Genomic DNA, 21,590 nt, shown 5'->3' on the forward strand with positions numbered 1-21,590 from the left:
CATGGCTTCAGAAAATATGACGCCGCAGGATTACATAGGACACCATCTGAATAACCTTCAGTTGGACCTACGTACATTCTCGCTGGTGGATCCGCACAACCCCCCAGCCACCTTCTGGACGCTCAATATTGACTCCATTTTCTTCTCGGTGGTTCTGGGTCTGTTGTTCCTGCTTATGTTCCGTAGCGTAGCCAAAAAGGCGACCAGCGGCGTACCAGGTAAATTTCAGACCGCGATTGAGCTGGTAATCGGCTTTGTGCATGGTAGCGTGAAAGACATGTACCATGGCAAAAGCAAGCTGATTGCTCCGCTGGCCCTGACGATTTTCGTCTGGGTATTCCTGATGAACTTGATGGATTTGCTGCCTATCGACCTGCTGCCGTACATCGGTGAGCATATCTTTGGCCTACCGGCTCTGCGTGTGGTTCCGTCTGCTGACGTGAACATCACCCTGTCGATGGCGCTGGGCGTATTTATCCTCATTCTGTTCTACAGCATCAAAATGAAAGGCATCGGTGGCTTCGCGAAAGAGTTGACGCTGCAGCCGTTCAATCACTGGGCGTTCATCCCTGTCAACTTAATCCTTGAAGGGGTAAGCCTGCTGTCCAAACCAATCTCTCTTGGTCTGCGACTGTTCGGCAACATGTATGCCGGTGAGCTGATTTTCATTCTGATTGCTGGTCTGTTGCCGTGGTGGTCACAGTGGATCCTGAATGTGCCTTGGGCCATTTTCCACATACTGATTATCACGCTGCAAGCCTTCATATTTATGGTTCTGACGATTGTCTATCTGTCGATGGCATCTGAAGAGCATTAATTTACCAACACTACTACGTTTTAACTGAAACAAACTGGAGACTGTCATGGAAAACCTGAATATGGATCTGCTGTACATTGCTGCCGCTGTGATGATGGGTCTGGCGGCAATCGGTGCTGCGATCGGTATCGGCATCCTCGGGGGTAAATTCCTGGAAGGCGCAGCGCGTCAACCGGATCTGATTCCTCTGCTGCGTACTCAGTTCTTTATCGTTATGGGTCTGGTGGATGCAATCCCAATGATCGCTGTAGGTCTGGGTCTGTACGTGATGTTTGCTGTCGCGTAGTAAGCGTTGCTTGAATTAAGAGCAATATCAGAACGTTAACTAGATAGAGGCATTGTGCTGTGAATCTTAACGCAACAATCCTCGGCCAGGCCATCGCGTTTGTCCTGTTCGTTCTGTTCTGCATGAAGTACGTATGGCCGCCATTAATGGCTGCCATCGAAAAACGTCAAAAAGAAATTGCTGACGGCCTTGCTTCTGCAGAACGAGCACATAAGGATCTTGACCTTGCAAAGGCCAGCGCGACCGACCAGCTGAAAAAAGCGAAGGCGGAAGCTCAGGTAATCATCGAGCAGGCGAACAAACGCCGTGCTCAGATCCTGGACGAAGCTAAAACTGAAGCAGAACAGGAACGTACTAAAATCGTGGCACAGGCGCAGGCGGAAATTGACGCCGAGCGTAAACGTGCTCGCGAAGAGCTGCGTAAGCAAGTTGCTATCCTGGCTGTTGCTGGCGCCGAGAAGATCATCGAACGTTCCGTGGATGAAGCTGCTAATAGCGACATCGTGGACAAACTTGTCGCTGAACTGTAAGGAGGGAGGGGCTGATGTCTGAATTTATTACGGTAGCTCGCCCCTACGCCAAAGCAGCTTTTGACTTTGCCGTTGAGCACCAAAGCATTGACCGTTGGCAGGATATGTTGACGTTCGCCGCTGAGGTGACAAAAAACGAACAAATGGCAGAGCTTCTCTCTGGCGCGCTGGCGCCGGAAACGCTCGCTGAGTCGTTTATCGCCGTGTGCGGTGAGCAGCTGGACGAAAGCGGCCAAAACCTGATTAGGGTAATGGCTGAAAATAACCGTCTGAATGCGCTCCCGGATGTTCTTGAGCAGTTTATTCACCTGCGTGCAGCCAGTGAGGCTATCTCTGAGGTAGAAGTCACTTCTGCCAATGCACTGAGTGATGAACAGCTTACGAAGATTAGTGCTGCGATGGAAAAACGTCTGTCACGCAAAGTTAAGCTGAATTGCAAAATCGATAAGTCTGTAATGGCAGGCGTAATCATCCGAGCGGGTGATATGGTCATTGATGGCAGCGTACGCGGCCGTCTTGAGCGCCTTGCAGACGTCTTGCAGTCTTAAGGGGACTGGAGCATGCAACTGAATTCCACCGAAATCAGCGAACTGATCAAGCAGCGCATTGCTCAGTTCAGTGTTGTGAGCGAAGCTCATAACGAAGGTACTATTGTTTCTGTAAGTGACGGTGTTATCCGCATTCACGGCCTGGCCGATTGTATGCAGGGTGAGATGATTTCCCTGCCGGGTAACCGTTACGCTATCGCACTGAACCTGGAGCGCGACTCCGTAGGTGCAGTTGTGATGGGTCCATACGCTGACCTCGCCGAAGGCATGAAGGTTAAGTGTACGGGTCGTATTCTGGAAGTTCCGGTTGGCCGTGGCCTGCTGGGTCGTGTGGTGAACACTCTGGGTTCCCCGATTGACGGTAAAGGTCCGGTTGATAACGATGGCTTCTCGCCAATCGAAGTTATCGCACCAGGCGTAATCGAACGTCAGTCCGTCGACCAGCCAGTACAGACCGGTTATAAATCTGTTGATGCCATGATCCCAATCGGTCGTGGCCAGCGTGAGCTGATCATCGGTGACCGTCAGACAGGTAAAACTGCGATGGCAATCGATGCCATCATCAACCAGCGTGATTCCGGCATCAAATGTGTGTACGTGGCTATCGGCCAGAAAGCGTCCACCATTTCCAACGTGGTTCGTAAACTGGAAGAACACGGCGCACTGTCCAACACCATCGTTGTTGTGGCGACCGCGTCTGAATCTGCTGCACTGCAATACCTGGCACCATATGCCGGTTGCGCAATGGGCGAATACTTCCGTGACCGCGGTGAAGATGCACTGATCGTTTACGATGACCTGTCTAAACAGGCTGTTGCTTACCGTCAGGTTTCCCTGCTGCTGCGTCGTCCGCCAGGACGTGAAGCATTCCCGGGCGACGTATTTTACCTCCACTCCCGTCTGCTGGAACGCGCATCCCGCGTAAACGCGGAATACGTTGAGAAGTTCACCAATGGTGAAGTTAAAGGTAAAACCGGCTCCCTGACCGCTCTGCCGATTATCGAAACCCAGGCGGGTGACGTTTCTGCGTTCGTTCCGACCAACGTAATTTCCATTACCGATGGTCAGATCTTCCTGGAAACTAACCTGTTTAACTCCGGTATTCGTCCGGCAGTTAACCCGGGTATCTCCGTATCTCGTGTTGGTGGTGCAGCGCAGACCAAGATCATCAAGAAACTGTCCGGTGGTATTCGTACCGCTCTGGCACAGTATCGTGAACTGGCAGCGTTTTCTCAGTTCGCTTCCGACCTGGATGAAGCTACTCGTAAGCAGCTGAGCCATGGTCAGAAAGTAACTGAACTGCTGAAGCAGAAACAGTATGCGCCAATGTCTGTTGCACAGCAGGGTGTGGTGCTGTTTGCGGCTGAACGCGGTTACCTCGAAGATGTGGAACTGGCGAAAATCGGTAGCTTCGAAGCCGCTCTGCTGGCTTACGTTGACCGTGACCACGCTCCGCTGATGCAAGAGATCAACCAGTCCGGTGGCTATAACGATGAAATCGAAGGCAAGCTGAAAGCTATCCTCGATTCCTTCAAGGCAACCCAGTCCTGGTAACGTCTGGCGGTCTGCTTTAGGGCGGACCGCAAGGCATTGAGGAGAAGCTCATGGCCGGCGCAAAAGAGATACGTAGTAAGATCGCAAGCGTCCAGAACACGCAGAAGATCACTAAAGCGATGGAGATGGTCGCCGCTTCCAAAATGCGTAAATCGCAGGATCGCATGGCGGCCAGCCGTCCTTATGCAGAGACCATGCGCAAAGTGATTGGTCACCTTGCGAATGGTAATCTGGAATATAAGCACCCTTACCTGGAAGAACGCGACGTTAAACGCGTGGGCTACCTGGTGGTGTCGACCGACCGTGGTCTGTGCGGTGGCTTGAACATTAACCTGTTCAAAAAGCTGCTGGCGGATATGAAAACATGGTCCGATAAAGGCGTTCAGTGCGATATCGCAATGATTGGCTCTAAGGGCGTGTCTTTCTTTAACTCCGTTGGCGGAAACGTGATCGCTCAGGTAACCGGCATGGGGGATAACCCTTCCCTGTCCGAACTGATCGGTCCGGTTAAAGTGATGCTGCAGGCCTACGATGAAGGTCGTCTGGACAAACTGTACGTTGTCAGCAACAAATTTATTAACACCATGTCTCAGACGCCAACCATCACTCAACTGCTGCCTCTGCCGGCATCAGATGATGATGAATTGAAGCGTAAATCTTGGGATTACCTGTATGAGCCAGACCCGAAAGCGCTGCTGGATACCTTGCTGCGTCGTTATGTCGAGTCTCAGGTTTATCAGGGCGTGGTAGAAAACCTGGCCAGCGAGCAGGCCGCACGTATGGTGGCGATGAAAGCCGCGACCGACAATGGCGGCAGCCTGATTAAAGAGCTGCAGTTGGTATACAACAAAGCTCGTCAGGCCAGCATTACTCAGGAACTCACCGAAATCGTCGGTGGTGCATCCGCGGTATAACCAGGTTAATTCGTAGAGGATTCAAGATGGCTACTGGAAAAATTGTCCAGGTAATCGGCGCCGTGGTTGACGTCGAATTCCCTCAGGATGCCGTACCGCGCGTGTACGATGCTCTTGAGGTTATGAATGGTAAAGAGAGCCTGGTGCTGGAAGTTCAGCAGCAGCTCGGCGGCGGTATCGTACGTACCATCGCCATGGGTTCTTCCGACGGTCTGCGTCGTGGTCTGGAAGTTAAAGACCTCGAACACCCGATCGAAGTCCCGGTAGGTAAAGCAACCCTGGGTCGTATCATGAACGTCCTGGGTCACCCGATCGACATGAAAGGCGATATCGGTGAAGAAGAGCGTTGGGCTATCCACCGCGCAGCACCTTCCTACGAAGAGCTGTCCAGCTCTCAGGAACTGCTGGAAACCGGCATCAAAGTTATCGACCTGATGTGTCCGTTCGCTAAGGGCGGTAAAGTCGGTCTGTTCGGTGGTGCGGGTGTAGGTAAAACCGTAAACATGATGGAGCTGATCCGTAACATCGCGATCGAACACTCCGGTTACTCCGTGTTTGCGGGCGTAGGTGAACGTACTCGTGAGGGTAACGACTTCTACCACGAAATGACCGACTCCAACGTACTGGACAAAGTGTCCCTGGTATATGGCCAGATGAACGAGCCGCCGGGAAACCGTCTGCGCGTTGCACTGACCGGTCTGACCATGGCTGAGAAGTTCCGTGACGAAGGTCGTGACGTTCTGCTGTTCGTTGATAACATCTACCGTTACACCCTGGCCGGTACAGAAGTATCTGCACTGCTGGGTCGTATGCCATCAGCGGTAGGCTACCAGCCGACCCTGGCGGAAGAGATGGGTGTTCTTCAGGAACGTATCACCTCTACCAAAACCGGTTCTATCACCTCCGTTCAGGCGGTATACGTACCTGCGGATGACTTGACTGACCCGTCCCCAGCAACCACCTTTGCTCACTTGGATGCAACCGTGGTACTGAGCCGTCAGATCGCTTCTCTGGGTATCTACCCGGCAGTTGACCCGCTGGACTCCACCAGCCGTCAGTTGGATCCGCTGGTTGTTGGTCAGGAACACTACGATACCGCGCGTGGCGTACAGTCCCTGCTGCAGCGTTATCAGGAACTGAAAGACATCATCGCCATCCTGGGTATGGATGAACTGTCTGAAGAAGATAAACTGGTGGTAGCACGTGCGCGTAAGATCCAGCGCTTCCTGTCCCAGCCGTTCTTCGTTGCGGAAGTATTCACCGGTTCTCCGGGTAAATACGTTTCCCTGAAAGACACCATCCGTGGCTTTAAAGGCATCATGGAAGGCGAATACGACCACCTGCCAGAGCAGGCGTTCTACATGGTTGGTTCTATCGACGAAGCCGTGGAAAAAGCCAAAAAACTTTAACGCCTTAATCGGAGGGTGATATGGCAATGACTTACCACCTGGACGTCGTCAGCGCAGAGCAACAAATGTTCTCTGGTCTGGTCGAGAAAATCCAGGTAACGGGTAGTGAAGGTGAACTGGGTATTTTCCCGGGTCACGCACCGCTGCTCACCGCCATTAAGCCTGGTATGATCCGCATCGTTAAACAGTTCGGTCATGAAGAGTTTATCTATCTGTCCGGCGGCATTCTCGAAGTGCAGCCTGGCAGCGTGACCGTACTGGCTGATACCGCGATTCGCGGACAGGATCTCGATGAAGCGAGAGCCCTGGAAGCGAAGCGTAAGGCTGAAGAGCATATCAAGAGCTCTCATGGTGACGTGGATTACGCTCAGGCATCTGCGGAACTGGCCAAAGCGATCGCGAAACTGCGCGTTATCGAGTTGACCAAAAAAGCGATGTAACACCGGCTTGAAAAGCACAAAGGCCAGTCTGGTTTCCAGGCTGGCTTTTTTTATGGCTTGGTTACAGGAAATATGTAAATAAAAAGCAGTTTTATTATTTCGTGATTTAGATCATAAAAATATTGATTGGTTAAAAAATGAGGCGTAGACTCTTTTTTATGTGATGTATGTCACATAATGAACTCAGATAAAAAAAGAGATACCAACATGAAATTGATCAACAAAATCATCGCCCTGTTCAGCAATATGAGTTTTTAGTCTTTCCCCGCCAGCTCTGTGGCGCGAAGCTTAATGCGGTTTATCAGCTAGCGTCATCGTCATTAAATCCCCCTCCTTCGCTGTATCATTTGTTCTCTATCATTCCTCCCCTCAATTTTCCCAACCCGTTTTTCTGCTTCTCACTGAATCACATAAATAAAATCGTACTATGCTGATGTAATGCTTTATTCATGCGGTAAAAAAATAGCAAAAACATTAACCTAAGGCTTTAATAAGAGCAGACTCCTGGTTTTTGGGAGACAAAAGACGCAGATATAGACGAAAATAGTGAGTTATCAGATGGGGAATCCCCCCTGTTGAACGTTTTATCTTCGGTCCATTTCACGCTGAAAAAAATGTAGTATTTTCAATGTGAAACGGTATAAATTCGTTCTCAAATTACAGTCAGGACGTGTATGTTGAATAATGCTATGAGCGTTGTGATCCTTGCCGCAGGCAAAGGCACGCGTATGTATTCCGATCTTCCTAAAGTGCTGCACACCCTCGCAGGAAAGCCGATGGTTCAGCATGTCATTGATGCAGCTAATGAATTAGGTGCGACTCATGTACACCTTGTCTACGGACACGGTGGTGATCTGCTTAAGCAAACGCTGAAAGATGGCAATCTGAATTGGGTTCTGCAGGCTGAGCAGTTGGGTACCGGCCATGCAATGCAGCAGGCGGCGCCATTCTTTAGTGATGACGAAGACATTTTAATGCTCTATGGAGATGTGCCGCTGATCTCTACCGATACCTTACGTCGCCTGCGTGAAGCCAAACTGCAGGGTGGTATCGGTTTGTTAACGGTAAAACTGGACGACCCATCCGGCTATGGGCGTATTACCCGTGATAACGGCAAAGTTACTGGCATTGTTGAGCATAAAGATGCAACCGACGAGCAGCGTCAAATCCAGGAAATCAACACTGGCATTCTGATTGCCAACGGCGCTGACATGAAGCGTTGGCTGTCTAAACTGACCAACAACAACGTGCAGGGTGAATACTACATCACCGATATCATCGCGATGGCGTATCAGGAAGGACGTGAAATTGCGGCAGTACATCCGGCACGAATCAGTGAAACGGAAGGGGTAAATAACCGCCTTCAGTTATCCCGTCTGGAACGTGTGTATCAGTCCGAGCAGGCAGAAAAACTGCTGCTGGCGGGCGTGATGCTGCGCGATCCTGCACGTTTTGATCTTCGCGGTACGCTGATTCACGGGCGCGATGTTGAAATTGATACTAACGTTATCATTGAAGGTAACGTAACCGTTGGGGATCGCGTCAAGATTGGCGCTGGCTGTATCATCAAAAACAGCGTGATTGGTGAGGGGTGTGAGCTTAGCCCGTACAGTGTGGTGGAAGATGCCCATCTGGAAGCCGCTTGCACCATCGGTCCATTCGCGCGTCTGCGCCCGGGTGCAGAGCTGCAGGAAGGCGCACACGTGGGTAACTTCGTCGAAATGAAAAAAGCGCGTCTGGGTAAAGGCTCTAAAGCTGGTCATTTGACCTATCTGGGCGATGCGGAAATTGGCGATAACGTGAATATCGGCGCGGGTACGATCACCTGCAACTACGATGGTGCCAATAAGTTTAAAACCATCATTGGTGATGATGTGTTTGTCGGTTCTGATACTCAGCTGGTGGCACCTGTCACCGTGGGTAAAGGTGCGACGATTGCCGCAGGGACCACCGTAACGCGTAATGTCGCCGATAACGAATTGGTATTAAGCCGTGTACCTCAGGTCCATAAACAGGGCTGGCAGCGTCCGGTGAAGAAGAAGTAATTTATTTTTGCCGGATGGCGGCTTTGCCTTATCCGGCCTACGTGCAGTGACGTTCTGTAGGCCTGATAAGCGTGAGCGCCATCAGGCAGACAAGAGATGAGGGGATAATATAATCCTCCGCTCAACAAGCAGTACCTATAAAAATAACCCCACTCTCTACAAGGCTCGGGGCGCCCGGAATACGGGTATCAGGTTGACCGACAACGACAGGCACAATGCCTAAATTCGGAATCAAAAAATATGTGTGGAATTGTTGGCGCTATCGCGCAGCGTGATGTAGCTGAAATCCTTCTCGAAGGTTTACGTCGTCTGGAATATCGTGGTTATGACTCTGCTGGTCTGGCCGTTGTCGATGCTGAAGGCAACATGACCCGTCTGCGTCGTCTGGGTAAAGTGCAGATGCTGACTGCTGCTGCGGAAGAACATCCGCTGCATGGTGGTACTGGTATTGCTCACACCCGCTGGGCGACACACGGTGAACCTTCAGAAGCGAACGCGCATCCCCATGTTTCTGAACACATTGTTGTGGTGCATAACGGCATCATTGAAAACCATGAACCACTGCGTGAGCTGTTGAAAACGCGTGGCTACACCTTTGTTTCTGAAACCGACACCGAAGTGATTGCTCACCTGGTGCACTGGGAGCTGGAACAGGGTGGTACGCTGCGTGAAGCCGTGCTGCGTACTATTCCGCAGCTGCGCGGTGCCTACGGCACGGTGATCATGGATACCCGTAACCCGGAAACCCTGCTGGCGGCCCGTTCTGGCAGCCCGCTGGTGATTGGTCTGGGTATGGGGGAGAACTTTATCGCTTCCGATCAGCTGGCACTGCTGCCGGTAACCCGTCGCTTCATCTTCCTGGAAGAGGGCGACATCGCGGAAGTAACCCGTCGTTCGGTCTCTATTTTCGACAAGTCTGGCGCGGAAGTGAAACGTCAGGATATCGAATCTAATCTGCAATACGATGCGGGCGAAAAAGGTATTTATCGCCACTACATGCAGAAAGAGATCTACGAACAGCCGAACGCAATTAAAAACACGCTGACCGGCCGTATTAGCCACGGTGAAGTGGATTTAAGCGAGCTGGGTTCGCATGCCAACGAGCTGCTGTCTCAGGTTGAGCATATCCAGATTATCGCCTGCGGTACGTCGTACAACTCCGGTATGGTGTCCCGCTACTGGTTTGAATCGCTGGCTGGCATTCCTTGTGATGTCGAAATTGCTTCCGAATTCCGCTATCGCAAATCCGCCGTGCGTCGTAACAGCCTGATGATCACCCTTTCCCAGTCTGGTGAAACGGCAGATACCCTGGCGGGTCTGCGCTTATCCAAAGAGTTGGGCTATCTGGGCTCGCTGGCTATTTGTAACGTACCGGGCTCTTCTCTGGTGCGCGAATCCGACCTGGCGATGATGACCAATGCCGGTACCGAAATCGGCGTGGCCTCCACGAAAGCATTTACCACTCAGCTGACCGTTCTGCTGATGCTGGTGGCGAAACTGTCTCGTCTGAAAGGCCTGGATGTGGCTATTGAGCAGGAAATCGTTCACGGTCTGCAGGCGCTGCCGAGCCGTATTGAGCAGATGCTGTCTCAGGACAAACGCATTGCCGCTCTGGCTGAAGGATTCTCTGATAAACACCATGCGCTGTTCCTGGGCCGCGGCGATCAGTACCCGATTGCGCTGGAAGGTGCGCTGAAGCTGAAAGAGATCTCTTATATTCACGCTGAAGCTTATGCCGCAGGCGAACTGAAACACGGTCCGCTGGCGCTGATTGATGCCGATATGCCGGTTATCGTGGTTGCGCCGAACAACGAACTGCTGGAAAAACTGAAGTCCAACATTGAAGAAGTTCGCGCCCGTGGCGGTCAGCTGTACGTCTTTGCTGACCAGGATGCTGGCTTTACCAGCAGCGAAAACATGCACATCATTGAGATGCCGCATGTGGAAGAGGTGATTGCACCGATCTTCTATACCGTTCCGCTGCAGTTGCTGGCGTATCATGTGGCGCTGATTAAAGGCACCGACGTGGATCAGCCGCGTAACCTGGCGAAGTCGGTTACCGTAGAGTAATCCGTACCTAACTGAACTGAAAATGCCCTGCTATAAGCGGGGCATTTTTTTAAACTTGTTCTGTTTTTAATCAATTATCCCGCCTGTTTTATGTGACAAACCGTCATCTTCAGCTACTGTTTGCAGTGTCATAAAAAGAAAATTTTAGCGAAATGTTATTGTCATGGTAATGATTAACGTTTTGTTTTAAATGTATTTTTAGATAAATAGCTTCTCGTATTTTTCATTGTCATAAAACTGTCATATTTCGTACATTTAACTGTCACCTGTTTGTCCTATTTTGCTCACAGTAGCAACTCAAACAACGATTTACGAAAACCGTGCAGGAGACATTATGAAAGTTATGCGTACCACTGTCGCAACTGTTGTCGCCGCGACCTTATCCATGAGCGCGTTCTCTGCGTTTGCAGCAGCGAGCCTGACAGGTGCAGGTGCAACCTTCCCTGCGCCAGTGTATGCCAAATGGGCAGATACCTATCAGAAAGAGACCGGTAGCAAAGTAAACTACCAGGGTATCGGCTCCTCCGGTGGTGTAAAACAAATTACGGCCAATACCGTTGATTTCGGCGCTTCTGATGCCCCGCTGTCTGACGAGAAACTGGCACAAGAAGGCCTGTTCCAGTTCCCGACCGTTATCGGCGGTGTGGTGCTGGCGGTGAATATCCCTGGACTGAAATCCGGCGAGCTGGTGCTTGACGGTAAAACGCTGGGCGACATCTACCTCGGTAAAATTAAGAAGTGGGATGACGAAGCCATCACCAAACTGAATCCAGGTCTGAAGCTGCCTTCGCAAAATATCGCCGTTGTGCGTCGCGCTGATGGTTCTGGTACTTCCTTCGTCTTCACCAGCTACCTGGCGAAAGTGAACGAAGAGTGGAAATCTAAAATTGGTTCCGGTTCTACCGTTAACTGGCCGACCGGTCTGGGCGGTAAAGGTAACGACGGTATCGCCGCGTTCGTACAGCGTCTGCCGGGTTCTATCGGTTACGTTGAGTACGCTTACGCTAAGCAGAACAACCTGGCGTACACCAAGCTGGTCTCTGCTGATGGTAAACCGGTAAGCCCGACCGAAGAAAACTTTGCCAACGCCGCTAAAGGCGCTGACTGGAGCAAAACTTTCGCTCAGGATCTGACTAACCAGAAAGGTGACGATGCGTGGCCAATCACTTCCACCACCTTCATCCTCGTCCATAAAGAGCAGAAGAAGCCTGAGCAGGGCGTTGAAGTGCTGAAATTCTTCGACTGGGCATACAAAAATGGTGGCAAACAGGCTAATGACCTGGATTACGCCAGCCTGCCGGACAGCGTGGTTGAGCAGATTCGTGCTGCATGGAAGACCAACGTGAAAGACAGCAGCGGTAAAGCGCTGTACTAATAGAATATCTTTAACGAGTTGGCGGATGGCGCTACGCTTATCCGCCCTACAGTTCCGACTGTAGGCCCAATTTGTAGGCCGGATAAGCGTAGCGCCATCCGGCAGGGCAATTTCGTAAACGCGTTTAACTTAAAGAGTGATTTATGGCTGCAACCAAGCCTGCTTTTAACCCACCGGGTAAAAAGGGTGACATGATATTCAGCGCGCTGGTAAAACTGGCTGCGCTGATTGTGCTATTGATGTTGGGTGGCATTATTGTCTCTCTGGTTATCTCCTCCTGGCCAAGCATTCAGAAATTTGGTTTCTCCTTTCTTTGGACCAAAGACTGGGATGCGCCGAACGATATCTACGGCGCGCTGGTACCGATTTACGGTACGCTGGTCACCTCGTTTATTGCATTGCTGATTGCCGTTCCGGTGAGTTTCGGCATTGCGTTATTCCTGACGGAACTTGCACCTGGCTGGCTGCGTCGCCCGTTGGGTATCGCTATTGAACTGCTGGCAGCAATTCCGAGTATCGTATACGGCATGTGGGGCCTGTTTATCTTTGCCCCGCTGTTTGCGACGTACTTCCAGGAGCCGGTCGGAAACATCCTTTCCAACATTCCGTTTGTTGGCGCACTGTTTGCTGGCCCGGCGTTTGGTATCGGTATTCTGGCGGCTGGTGTGATCCTCGCTATCATGATCATTCCGTACATTGCTGCGGTTATGCGTGATGTGTTCGAACAAACGCCGGTGCTTATGAAAGAGTCAGCCTACGGCATCGGCTGTACCACCTGGGAAGTTATCTGGCGTATCGTCCTGCCGTTCACCAAAAATGGTGTGATCGGTGGTGTGATGCTGGGTCTGGGCCGCGCGCTGGGTGAAACCATGGCGGTGACCTTTATCATTGGTAACACCTACCAGCTCGATAGCGCCTCGCTGTACATGCCGGGCAACAGTATTACCTCTGCGCTGGCGAATGAATTTGCCGAAGCGGAATCGGGGCTGCACGTTGCTGCGTTGATGGAACTGGGTCTGATTCTGTTTGTGATCACCTTCATCGTACTGGCGGCGTCTAAGTTCATGATCATGCGCCTTGCGAAGAACGAGGGGGCACGCTAATGGCTACGCTTGAAATGCAAAACACCACTGCGCTGGCGGAGTCCCGCCGTAAAATGCAGGCACGTCGCCGTCTGAAGAACCGCATCGCGCTGACGCTCTCTATGGCGACCATGGCGTTCGGTCTGTTCTGGCTCATTTGGATCCTGATGTCCACGATCACCCGTGGTATTGACGGTATGTCGCTGGCGCTGTTCACCGAAATGACGCCTCCGCCGAATACAGCGGGTGGTGGTCTGGCGAACGCCCTGGCTGGTAGCGGACTGTTAATTCTGTGGGCGACCGTGTTTGGTACACCGCTTGGCATTATGGCGGGTATCTACCTGGCAGAGTACGGACGTAAGTCCTGGCTGGCCGAGGTTATCCGCTTTATCAATGACATTCTGCTGTCTGCGCCATCAATCGTAGTCGGTCTGTTCGTTTACACCATTGTGGTAGCAAAAATGGAACACTTCTCTGGCTGGGCGGGCGTTATCGCGCTGGCGCTGCTGCAGGTGCCCATTGTTATTCGTACCACGGAGAACATGCTCAAGCTGGTGCCGGATAGCCTGCGTGAAGCCGCCTATGCACTGGGTACGCCGAAATGGAAGATGATTTCTGCGATCACCCTGAAGGCGTCTGTCTCGGGGATCATTACAGGCGTTCTGTTAGCGATTGCTCGTATCGCAGGTGAAACGGCTCCGCTGCTGTTTACGTCGCTCTCCAATCAGTTCTGGAGCACCGACATGATGCAGCCTATCGCCAACCTGCCGGTCACTATCTTTAAGTTTGCGATGAGCCCGTTTGCTGAGTGGCAGCAACTGGCCTGGGCCGGGGTACTGATTATTACCTTGTGCGTACTGCTGCTGAACATTCTGGCGCGCGTCATTTTCGCGAAGAAGAAACACGGTTAATTTTTACGGCGTGGCTGATGCGGCGCCGGATGAGGAAGAGATTGAAATGAGTATGGTTGATACTGCCCCGGGTAAGATTCAGGTTCGTGATTTGAACTTCTACTATGGCAAATTCCATGCCCTGAAGAACATCAACCTGGATATTGCTAAAAACCAGGTAACGGCGTTTATCGGGCCGTCAGGCTGTGGTAAATCAACGCTGCTGCGTACGTTCAACAAAATGTTTGAACTGTACCCGGAGCAGCGTGCGGAAGGTGAAATCCTGCTGGATGGCGACAATATTCTCACCAATACCCAGGATATCGCTCTGCTGCGTGCCAAAGTGGGCATGGTATTTCAGAAGCCGACGCCGTTCCCGATGTCCATCTACGACAACATTGCTTTTGGCGTACGTCTGTTTGAGAAACTCTCGCGTGCAGATATGGACGAGCGTGTGCAGTGGGCATTGACCAAGGCCGCATTGTGGAACGAAACCAAAGATAAATTACACCAGAGCGGGTACTCTCTCTCGGGTGGTCAGCAGCAGCGCCTGTGTATTGCGCGTGGTATCGCCATTCGCCCGGAAGTGCTTCTGCTTGATGAGCCATGTTCAGCGCTCGACCCTATTTCTACCGGGCGTATCGAAGAGCTGATCACTGAGCTAAAAGAGGATTACACCGTCGTTATCGTTACCCACAACATGCAGCAGGCTGCGCGTTGTTCCGATCACACGGCATTTATGTACCTGGGCGAGTTGATTGAGTTCAGCAACACGGACGATCTGTTCACCAAGCCCGCGAAGAAACAAACTGAAGATTACATCACCGGTCGTTACGGCTGATTCAGGAGCTTGTTGTGGATAACCTTAACCTTAATAAACATATTTCCGGCCAGTTCAATGCAGAGCTGGAAAGCATCCGTACCCAGGTGATGACCATGGGCGGCATGGTCGAGCAGCAGCTTTCTGATGCAATCACGGCGATGCACAACCAGGACAGCGAGCTGGCGAAGCGCGTCATTGAAGGCGATAAGAACGTTAACATGATGGAAGTGGCGATCGACGAAGCCTGCGTGCGTATCATCGCCAAGCGTCAACCGACAGCGAGCGACCTGCGTCTGGTGATGGCGATTATCAAAACCATCGCTGAGCTGGAACGTATTGGCGACGTGGCGGACAAAATTTGCCGTACCGCGCTGGAGAAGTTCTCGCAACAGCACCAGCCGCTGCTGGTAAGCCTGGAATCACTGGGCCGCCACACCGTACAAATGCTGCATGACGTGCTGGATGCGTTTGCGCGTATGGATCTGGACGAAGCAGTGCGTATTTATCGCGAAGATAAGAAAGTTGACCAGGAATATGAAGGCATCGTGCGTCAGCTGATGACTTATATGATGGAAGACCCACGTACCATTCCAAGCGTGCTGACCGCGCTGTTCTGCGCACGTTCCATCGAACGTATCGGTGACCGCTGCCAGAATATCTGCGAATATATCTTCTACTTCGTGAAGGGACAAGACTTCCGTCATGTGGGCGGCGATGAGCTGGATAAGCTGCTGGCGGGCAAAGATCCGAAGGAATAAGCAGCTTGTTGCGTGCGCCGGGATCCCCCGGCGTCGCTATTGTAGGCCGGATAAGGTGTTACGCCGCATCCGGCATTCTGCGCCATTCGCCTGATGGCGCTTTGCTTATCGGGCCTACTGTTTATTCGACGATATTCCAACCCCGCGCTTTCCACAATTCCGGCAACTGTGCCAGATCGGTAAACGTCGTGACTTTTGGATGATCGATCGGTTTGTTATGCGGATCGGCGCAGAAGTAGAACACTTCCATCCCGGCGGCAATCCCCGCCTGCGCACCTGCGCTGGAATCATCAACCAGAATGCAGTTCTCAACGTTAACGTCCATCGCTTTCGCCGCATGGAACATCAGGGCCGGATCGGGCTTCCAACGCTGAATATCGTAGCCGCTGAACAGTAAATCAGGGAAATGGTGCAACATGCCCAGCTTACCCAGCGAATGCTGCATTTTGCTGACTGGACCGTTAGAGACCACACACATTGGTACGGCCATGCTGTCCAGTAGAGCATTGGCACCGGCAATCACCTCCAGTTCCGTATCGAACAGACGTGCGACCTCAGCGCGGTAAACCGGTTCTAAATCGGCTTTTGCCAGTTCGACACCGTGCTCTTCGTTGATAATGTCGATGATCTCGTACAGCTTTACCCCCTTGAAGCGTTTGAAAATTTCTTCAAGATCGAGCGTAATGCCAAACGCCTGGAACATGCTGACATACGCGCGAGAACAAATCACTTCACTGTCGACAAGGGTACCGTCACAGTCAAAAAATACGGCTTCTATCTGGGACATGTCATTTCCGTTTTAACAAGTTTAACGTTTTCGTAATGCATTATTGGGCGACGCAATCGTTGCCGTATAAGCAAAATCAATGAAAAAAGTTGCTCATAACCCAACCCTATTGTCGCATTTTGGTATAGGATAGCGACGAATTTTCCCTCCTTGTTCGGAAATTGATAATGAGTCAACAACACACAACCCAGGCTTCTGGCCAGGGGATGCTGGAACGCGTGTTCAAACTGCGCGAACATGGCACGACGGCACGGACCGAAGTGATCGCCGGTTTAACGACCTTCCTGACGATGGTGTATATCGTTTTTGTTAACCCGCAAATTCTTGGCGTGGCTGGCATGGATACCAGCGCTGTCTTTGTTACCACCTGCCTTATTGCTGCATTTGGTAGCATCCTGATGGGCCTGTTTGCCAACCTGCCGGTCGCACTTGCGCCTGCTATGGGCCTGAACGCATTCTTCGCTTTCGTGGTCGTTGGCGCGATGGGGCTGTCATGGCAGATTGGTATGGGCGCTATCTTCTGGGGCGCTGTTGGTCTGCTGCTGCTGACGATTTTCCGCGTTCGTTACTGGATGATTGCCAATATCCCGGTTAGCCTGCGTGTGGGGATCACCAGTGGTATTGGTCTGTTCATCGGCATGATGGGATTGAAAAACGCCGGTGTTATCGTCGCCAACAAAGACACGCTGGTGTCTATCGGTAACCTGACGTCCCACAGCGTACTGCTCGGTATCCTGGGCTTCTTTATCATCGCGATTCTGGCGTCACGTAACATTCACGCGGCGGTGCTGATTTCTATCATCGTAACCACGCTGCTGGGCTGGATGCTGGGCGATGTTCATTACAACGGTATCGTTTCTGCGCCACCGAGCGTGATGTCTGTTATCGGACATGTCGACCTGGCCGGTTCGTTTAACATTGGCCTGGCGGGTGTGATTTTCTCGTTCATGCTGGTTAATCTGTTCGACTCCTCCGGTACGCTGATTGGCGTTACGGATAAAGCCGGTCTGGCGGATGCGAAGGGCAAGTTCCCGCGCATGAAGCAAGCGCTGTATGTGGATAGCGTGTCGTCGGTTACCGGGGCGTTTATCGGGACTTCTTCCGTTACTGCGTATATCGAATCTTCTTCCGGGGTTTCGGTCGGTGGACGTACCGGTCTGACCGCCGTGGTCGTTGGTCTGCTGTTCCTGCTGGTTATCTTCCTGTCGCCGCTGGCGGGGATGGTACCGGGCTATGCAGCAGCAGGTGCGCTGATTTACGTTGGCGTCCTGATGACATCAAGCCTGTCGCGCGTGAAGTGGGATGACCTTACAGAAGCGGTTCCGGCGTTTATTACCGCCGTGATGATGCCATTTAGCTTCTCAATTACCGAAGGTATTGCGCTGGGCTTTATTTCTTACTGCGTGATGAAGATTGGTACCGGACGTTTCCGCGATCTCAGCCCGTGCGTCATCATTGTCGCGCTGCTGTTTGTGCTGAAGATTGTGTTTATCGACGCGCACTAATCGTTGTTTATTTGCCCATATATCAACAAGCCCGGCATATCGCCGGGCTTTTTCTTTTACGCTTTCACGCGCTGAATGTAGTCGCCAAATGCGGTCAATTGACCGGTCAGATGGTCCAGCGTGCTTTGGTCGATCACTTCACCTGTCTGCGGGTCTACTTTGTTCTGAATGACGCCGCCCATAAATTCCGGCTTGTTCATTACCATGGCGTCGAGGAATACCAGGATCTGACGCAGATGATACTGGCAGCGCGCGCCGCCAATAGCGCCCATAGAACTGGTCTGGATCAGCACCGGCTTACCCGATAATGGCTGATCGGGCAGGCGGGACAGCCAGTCAATGGCGTTCTTCAGTCCGCCCGGAACAGAATAGTTATATTCAGGAGTGACGATGACGACACCGTCAGCCTTTCTGATTTGCTCAGCCAGTGCTTCTACGCTGGCCGGAAAACCCTCTTCCTGTTGGAGGTCGGCATCGTACAGAGGGATATCACCAATCGACGGCAGCGCGTTCACTTCCATTCCCGCTGGAGCAATCTTGGGCAGCGTACGGGCAACCATTCCATTAAACGAACCTTTGCGCAGACTTCCCAGTAACGTAACAACATTCAATGTTTCAGACATGGTGGCTCCTGTTTCATCATGAAGGTTAAATCAAAGCGTATGGCTCTTCGCTGCACATAATTGAGAGAACCGGATCAGACGACCCGTTGGCTCATTGGCGCGAGTCTGGATATCAGGCAAAATTTTCCAGTCCTGTTTACCATCAAACTCCCAAACTTTGAGTTTTTCAATGGTTGGCGTAACCGCAACTGACCACACCAGTACATCTTCCGCATCGCAAATGGCTTCAACCTGCGCCACATGGGCACATTTCAGGCGCCCTGCGCCGGGTAAAAGCTGGAGCTCGCGCGGATCGTCATTGCACACATCGCCAGTGAGTTTGAGTACGCTCTGGCGCAATGTAATGAGCTGCGCGCGTGCTTCGTTGGGGTCGTTTTGGTTATTGATCCACAGGTTTTCGTTACTGGAGAAGCGCCACGTTTCCGCTGAATTTGGATTGTGAAACCCGCGGGTGGCCCGCTGAAGTTCCATATCCAGGCCGCACGTTCCTTCAGTTGTTAGCACAACGCCGACGATATTCCCGGCATAGGAAATCGAAAAACCCGGCAGGTTCTTATCGCGAAAAACGGGCTTACCTTTGGCCTGAGTAACAATTTCGGGCAGCGTGCTGGTGCCGTAAAGCATAAACATCAGTTCAGCGAGAAGACTTCGGGAAGCCAGGAAACGTGTCCGGCGATGAGCGGGTAGATCTCTTGCTTCGATATGACATGGAGAAGGGAGGCGAGCTGAAACCAGGTGTCCCTCCGTAAGAATCCCTCTGGCAAAATGTGTCGCCATTTGTCGCTCCGTGATTAATGGTCCGTGATTATTACCAGAGTAACATTTACACGGCTTCCGGGCAGGCTTTGCTGCCCAAAAACTAAGCGAAAATGGGAGACATTACGCGATATTTACATTTCTGTTGCCAGAATGGTCGATTTAGCAACACCAAAATGAAGGATCGTCAGGAGATATCGCGATAAAGCGCCTTGATCGTGTCTTTTAGCCAGACGATCTTAGGATTGTGGCTGTTGCGTTTATGCCAAAGAAGAGTGAACGGTACGCGCATTTTTTCCAGTTGCGCCGTATCAAATGGCATCGGCCGTGCAACGAGTGGAAGCTGGTGGAGTTGGTTATAACGCTGGCAATAGACCGGTGCGGTGGCTATCAGCGCGTGATCCGGCTGCGCGGCCATAAACAGCGATTGCTCAAAACCGGGCAGACATAACGCGATATTGCGTGCGCGTCCCATTTCTTGCAGGACTTCATCCAGCGCCCATGTATCGCTTTGTTCCCAGCTAATGCTGATGTGCGGATAGCGCAGAAAGGTGTCCAGATTCCACTCTTCCTGCAGTGCGGGATGATCTTCACGTAGCCAGACGCAGGGTAGATCGGAAAACAGCACTTCATGGTCGATCGACAATGGCAACAAACTCAGCAGTTCGCGCGAACGCGGATGGCTTTCGCGCCCGGTAAAGCCAATATCCACTTCACCGCGAATAATGGCATCCAGCGAATCATAGTCCCAGTTGCGTATTTTGATTGTCGCCTGGGGATAGCGCTGATAAATCTGCTGGGAGAGCGCATTGAACATGATCATCACTAACGGCGTTTCGGCCGCCAGATCAAACTTCAGCCCGCGTGGAGACTCATGGTGTGGCTTATCGAGCAACTGATTGCCCATCTGCATCCATTCAGCAAGGCTCTGCTCCATGCTGACCATCAGCGGCGTCGGTGATAGCCCCAGCGGGGTGTTCACAAACAAGGGATCGTCAAACCAGGTCCGCAGCTTCGACAGCGACTTACTGACCGCCGACGGTGTGACGTTCATCCGTTTGGCGGTTTTAGTGACGCTGCGTTCCTGCATCAACAGCTGCAGGCAGAGCAATAAATTAAGATCGAGACTGCTGAGGGATTTCTTCATGAGTTGGCGCGGACCGGTTAGGTGCAACAGTGATAATCAGCATGATACTCACTATGCTACAGCCAATCAGAATCCCGATCAGCATATTCAGCGCATCAAGGCCAAGAACCGCCGCCAGCCAAATCCACAGCGAGGAACCGCAAACCTGGGCAATACCTAATGCCGAGCTGGCGACGCCCGCGCGCAGCGAGAACGGCCCAAGCGCCTGGCTCATCGCAACACCGAAGCCGACCGAGAATCCGGCGCAGATTAACGTCAGCCCGAAAAGCGTTACTGCGTGTGAAGTGGCAAGGGTTAACACCACGCCGGCACACAGAAACAGCACCTGTGAGGTCAGCATCAGAACGCGAGGCTTAAATACGCTCAGAGCAAATGGCGTAGAGAAAGAGACCGCCATACTGATGCCTGCGGTCATGGCCATCGTGGTGGCGTACTCACCACGATCGAAGCCCATAACTTCCATCAGCAGCACCGGAGACGTGTTCACGAAGGTCAGGATCACCGACACGCTGAGGGTGGTAATGGCCAGACGGCTTAAGAAAAAGCGGTTTACCAGTGATTCGGTCGTGTGGCTCTTTTCCGTCGTCGCCATAAGCGTTGCTGGGCGCGATTCTCGCAGGACAAACACCGATAGCAGGCAAACAGCCACACCCATTCCCATCATCGTGTAGAACAGGCTCTGCCACGGGTATTTGAGCATGATCAGATGCCCCATCACCGGAGCCAGAACCGGCACGATACAGGTAATACCGTTCAACAACGACAGCACCTTCGCCCGGCGGCGATCGTCGAGTGTGTCGCGCAGGATGGCGAAAGCCACCACGTAACAACAGCCCGCACCTACGCCCTGAATAAAACGACCTATGAGGAATGGCGTACCGCTTTCGGCGAAAGAACATAGCGCAGAGGCGAAAATAAAGATGAGTGCGCCGACTATGGCGACCGGTTTGCGACCTGACTGGTCGGCAATTTTACCGGCGAACAGCATCGCCGTCGCCATTCCTGCCAGATATACCGAAAACGCGATATGCAGTTGCGCCTCGCTGGCCTGTAAATCGGCAGCAATACGGGGCAGCCCCACCAGATACATATCAATACCGGCAGGATAAAGAAGAACCAGGGCGAAACTGCAGATTAGAAAGCGTGTCATAGCGACCTCATAAGAAATGTGGCGCTAAGCATACGGTCAGAGAGTCAACTGCACGAGTTGCCATTTGGACAACAGTGATTT

At 52.1% G+C, this 21,590-nt stretch carries 21 protein-coding genes; 16 read left to right on the forward strand and 5 right to left on the reverse strand.

Going from position 1 to position 21,590, the window contains the following annotated elements; translation table 11 throughout:
- The first annotated feature begins 1 nt into the window (after position 1).
- From atpB to phoU, 15 genes are all read left to right on the forward strand, one after another.
- Positions 2–817, forward strand: a complete 816-nt coding sequence (gene atpB, locus JQN59_RS23920; RefSeq protein WP_003023792.1) for a F0F1 ATP synthase subunit A — start codon at positions 2–4, stop codon at positions 815–817.
- A 46-nt stretch (positions 818–863) separates the two neighbouring features.
- Positions 864–1,103: a F0F1 ATP synthase subunit C gene (gene atpE / locus JQN59_RS23925; RefSeq protein ID WP_003023794.1), complete on the forward strand. Its 240-nt coding sequence runs from the start codon at positions 864–866 to the stop codon at positions 1,101–1,103.
- A gap of 59 nt (positions 1,104–1,162) precedes the next feature.
- On the forward strand, positions 1,163–1,633 hold the full coding sequence (atpF, locus tag JQN59_RS23930; RefSeq protein ID WP_003827022.1) for a F0F1 ATP synthase subunit B: 471 nt from the start codon (positions 1,163–1,165) through the stop codon (positions 1,631–1,633).
- 14 nt (positions 1,634–1,647) lie between these two features.
- The gene (gene atpH / locus JQN59_RS23935) at positions 1,648–2,181 is read left to right on the forward strand and encodes a F0F1 ATP synthase subunit delta (protein WP_003827024.1); all 534 of its coding nucleotides are present in this window, start codon (positions 1,648–1,650) and stop codon (positions 2,179–2,181) included.
- Positions 2,182–2,193: 12 nt separating this feature from the next.
- Positions 2,194–3,735, forward strand: a complete 1,542-nt coding sequence (gene atpA, locus JQN59_RS23940) for a F0F1 ATP synthase subunit alpha (protein WP_003827026.1) — start codon at positions 2,194–2,196, stop codon at positions 3,733–3,735.
- Positions 3,736–3,785: 50 nt separating this feature from the next.
- Positions 3,786–4,649 carry a F0F1 ATP synthase subunit gamma gene (atpG, locus tag JQN59_RS23945; RefSeq protein ID WP_006687765.1) on the forward strand — a complete coding sequence of 288 codons (864 nt, stop codon included), beginning with the start codon at positions 3,786–3,788 and terminating at the stop codon, positions 4,647–4,649.
- 26 nt (positions 4,650–4,675) lie between these two features.
- Complete coding sequence (gene atpD / locus JQN59_RS23950) at positions 4,676–6,058, forward strand: F0F1 ATP synthase subunit beta (RefSeq protein ID WP_003023806.1); 1,383 nt, start codon at positions 4,676–4,678, stop codon at positions 6,056–6,058.
- Positions 6,059–6,078: 20 nt separating this feature from the next.
- Positions 6,079–6,498, forward strand: a complete 420-nt coding sequence (locus JQN59_RS23955; RefSeq protein WP_003023809.1) for a F0F1 ATP synthase subunit epsilon — start codon at positions 6,079–6,081, stop codon at positions 6,496–6,498.
- 674 nt (positions 6,499–7,172) lie between these two features.
- Positions 7,173–8,543 (forward strand): bifunctional UDP-N-acetylglucosamine diphosphorylase/glucosamine-1-phosphate N-acetyltransferase GlmU, encoded by a 1,371-nt coding sequence (gene glmU, locus JQN59_RS23960; RefSeq protein WP_149607861.1) that lies wholly within the window; start codon positions 7,173–7,175, stop codon positions 8,541–8,543.
- Between the two features lie 240 nt (positions 8,544–8,783).
- Positions 8,784–10,613, forward strand: coding sequence for a glutamine--fructose-6-phosphate transaminase (isomerizing) (gene glmS, locus JQN59_RS23965; RefSeq protein WP_003827031.1), 1,830 nt, complete (start codon positions 8,784–8,786; stop codon positions 10,611–10,613).
- A 334-nt stretch (positions 10,614–10,947) separates the two neighbouring features.
- On the forward strand, positions 10,948–11,988 hold the full coding sequence (pstS, locus tag JQN59_RS23970; protein WP_003827033.1) for a phosphate ABC transporter substrate-binding protein PstS: 1,041 nt from the start codon (positions 10,948–10,950) through the stop codon (positions 11,986–11,988).
- A 143-nt stretch (positions 11,989–12,131) separates the two neighbouring features.
- Positions 12,132–13,091 carry a phosphate ABC transporter permease PstC gene (gene pstC, locus JQN59_RS23975; RefSeq protein WP_008786549.1) on the forward strand — a complete coding sequence of 320 codons (960 nt, stop codon included), beginning with the start codon at positions 12,132–12,134 and terminating at the stop codon, positions 13,089–13,091.
- A complete protein-coding gene (gene pstA, locus JQN59_RS23980; RefSeq protein ID WP_003827037.1) occupies positions 13,091–13,981 on the forward strand; it encodes a phosphate ABC transporter permease PstA in 891 nt (296 codons plus the stop codon). The genes pstC and pstA overlap by 1 nt, the downstream gene beginning before the upstream one ends.
- A gap of 46 nt (positions 13,982–14,027) precedes the next feature.
- The gene (pstB, locus tag JQN59_RS23985; RefSeq protein WP_003023821.1) at positions 14,028–14,801 is read left to right on the forward strand and encodes a phosphate ABC transporter ATP-binding protein PstB; all 774 of its coding nucleotides are present in this window, start codon (positions 14,028–14,030) and stop codon (positions 14,799–14,801) included.
- Between the two features lie 14 nt (positions 14,802–14,815).
- Complete coding sequence (phoU, locus tag JQN59_RS23990; protein ID WP_003023824.1) at positions 14,816–15,541, forward strand: phosphate signaling complex protein PhoU; 726 nt, start codon at positions 14,816–14,818, stop codon at positions 15,539–15,541.
- A gap of 121 nt (positions 15,542–15,662) precedes the next feature.
- Here phoU and yieH read toward each other — a convergent pair whose 3' ends face one another.
- Entirely contained in the window at positions 15,663–16,328 is a 666-nt protein-coding gene (yieH, locus tag JQN59_RS23995) for a 6-phosphogluconate phosphatase (RefSeq protein WP_003827040.1), read from the reverse strand.
- A 167-nt stretch (positions 16,329–16,495) separates the two neighbouring features.
- Here yieH and adeP point away from each other — a divergent pair, with 167 nt between their 5' ends.
- A complete protein-coding gene (gene adeP, locus JQN59_RS24000) occupies positions 16,496–17,833 on the forward strand; it encodes an adenine permease AdeP (RefSeq protein ID WP_003827042.1) in 1,338 nt (445 codons plus the stop codon).
- Between the two features lie 56 nt (positions 17,834–17,889).
- Here the strand turns inward: adeP and JQN59_RS24005 are convergent, their stop codons facing one another.
- The 4 genes from JQN59_RS24005 to JQN59_RS24020 form a co-directional block, all read right to left on the reverse strand.
- Positions 17,890–18,456 carry an NADPH-dependent FMN reductase gene (locus JQN59_RS24005; RefSeq protein ID WP_003827046.1) on the reverse strand — a complete coding sequence of 189 codons (567 nt, stop codon included), beginning with the start codon at positions 18,454–18,456 and terminating at the stop codon, positions 17,890–17,892.
- Between the two features lie 30 nt (positions 18,457–18,486).
- Entirely contained in the window at positions 18,487–19,233 is a 747-nt protein-coding gene (locus JQN59_RS24010; protein WP_048227371.1) for a 4'-phosphopantetheinyl transferase family protein, read from the reverse strand.
- 166 nt (positions 19,234–19,399) lie between these two features.
- On the reverse strand, positions 19,400–20,359 hold the full coding sequence (yidZ, locus tag JQN59_RS24015; protein WP_003827051.1) for an HTH-type transcriptional regulator YidZ: 960 nt from the start codon (positions 20,357–20,359) through the stop codon (positions 19,400–19,402).
- Entirely contained in the window at positions 20,328–21,509 is a 1,182-nt protein-coding gene (locus JQN59_RS24020) for an MFS transporter (protein WP_048215234.1), read from the reverse strand. The genes yidZ and JQN59_RS24020 overlap by 32 nt, the downstream gene beginning before the upstream one ends.
- Positions 21,510–21,590: the final 81 nt, after the last annotated feature.

Origin of the sequence: Citrobacter sp. B72 (assembly GCF_016894305.1) — a bacterium.
In the GTDB taxonomy this organism is placed as follows: Bacteria; Pseudomonadota; Gammaproteobacteria; order Enterobacterales; family Enterobacteriaceae; genus Citrobacter; species Citrobacter portucalensis.

Bases quoted from the DNA above. Each gene is read 5' to 3' on its own strand.
- atpB (WP_003023792.1), top strand. From the start codon at position 2: ATGGCTTCAGAAAATATGACGCCGCAGGATTACATAGGACACCATCTG.
- atpE (WP_003023794.1), top strand. From the start codon at position 864: ATGGAAAACCTGAATATGGATCTGCTGTACATTGCTGCCGCTGTGATG.
- atpH (WP_003827024.1), top strand. From the start codon at position 1,648: ATGTCTGAATTTATTACGGTAGCTCGCCCCTACGCCAAAGCAGCTTTT.
- atpA (WP_003827026.1), top strand. From the start codon at position 2,194: ATGCAACTGAATTCCACCGAAATCAGCGAACTGATCAAGCAGCGCATT.
- atpG (WP_006687765.1), top strand. From the start codon at position 3,786: ATGGCCGGCGCAAAAGAGATACGTAGTAAGATCGCAAGCGTCCAGAAC.
- atpD (WP_003023806.1), top strand. From the start codon at position 4,676: ATGGCTACTGGAAAAATTGTCCAGGTAATCGGCGCCGTGGTTGACGTC.
- JQN59_RS23955 (WP_003023809.1), top strand. From the start codon at position 6,079: ATGGCAATGACTTACCACCTGGACGTCGTCAGCGCAGAGCAACAAATG.
- glmU (WP_149607861.1), top strand. From the start codon at position 7,173: ATGTTGAATAATGCTATGAGCGTTGTGATCCTTGCCGCAGGCAAAGGC.
- glmS (WP_003827031.1), top strand. From the start codon at position 8,784: ATGTGTGGAATTGTTGGCGCTATCGCGCAGCGTGATGTAGCTGAAATC.
- pstS (WP_003827033.1), top strand. From the start codon at position 10,948: ATGAAAGTTATGCGTACCACTGTCGCAACTGTTGTCGCCGCGACCTTA.
- pstC (WP_008786549.1), top strand. From the start codon at position 12,132: ATGGCTGCAACCAAGCCTGCTTTTAACCCACCGGGTAAAAAGGGTGAC.
- pstA (WP_003827037.1), top strand. From the start codon at position 13,091: ATGGCTACGCTTGAAATGCAAAACACCACTGCGCTGGCGGAGTCCCGC.
- pstB (WP_003023821.1), top strand. From the start codon at position 14,028: ATGAGTATGGTTGATACTGCCCCGGGTAAGATTCAGGTTCGTGATTTG.
- yieH (WP_003827040.1), bottom strand. From the start codon at position 16,328: ATGTCCCAGATAGAAGCCGTATTTTTTGACTGTGACGGTACCCTTGTC.
- adeP (WP_003827042.1), top strand. From the start codon at position 16,496: ATGAGTCAACAACACACAACCCAGGCTTCTGGCCAGGGGATGCTGGAA.
- JQN59_RS24005 (WP_003827046.1), bottom strand. From the start codon at position 18,456: ATGTCTGAAACATTGAATGTTGTTACGTTACTGGGAAGTCTGCGCAAA.
- JQN59_RS24010 (WP_048227371.1), bottom strand. From the start codon at position 19,233: ATGGCGACACATTTTGCCAGAGGGATTCTTACGGAGGGACACCTGGTT.
- yidZ (WP_003827051.1), bottom strand. From the start codon at position 20,359: ATGAAGAAATCCCTCAGCAGTCTCGATCTTAATTTATTGCTCTGCCTG.
- JQN59_RS24020 (WP_048215234.1), bottom strand. From the start codon at position 21,509: ATGACACGCTTTCTAATCTGCAGTTTCGCCCTGGTTCTTCTTTATCCT.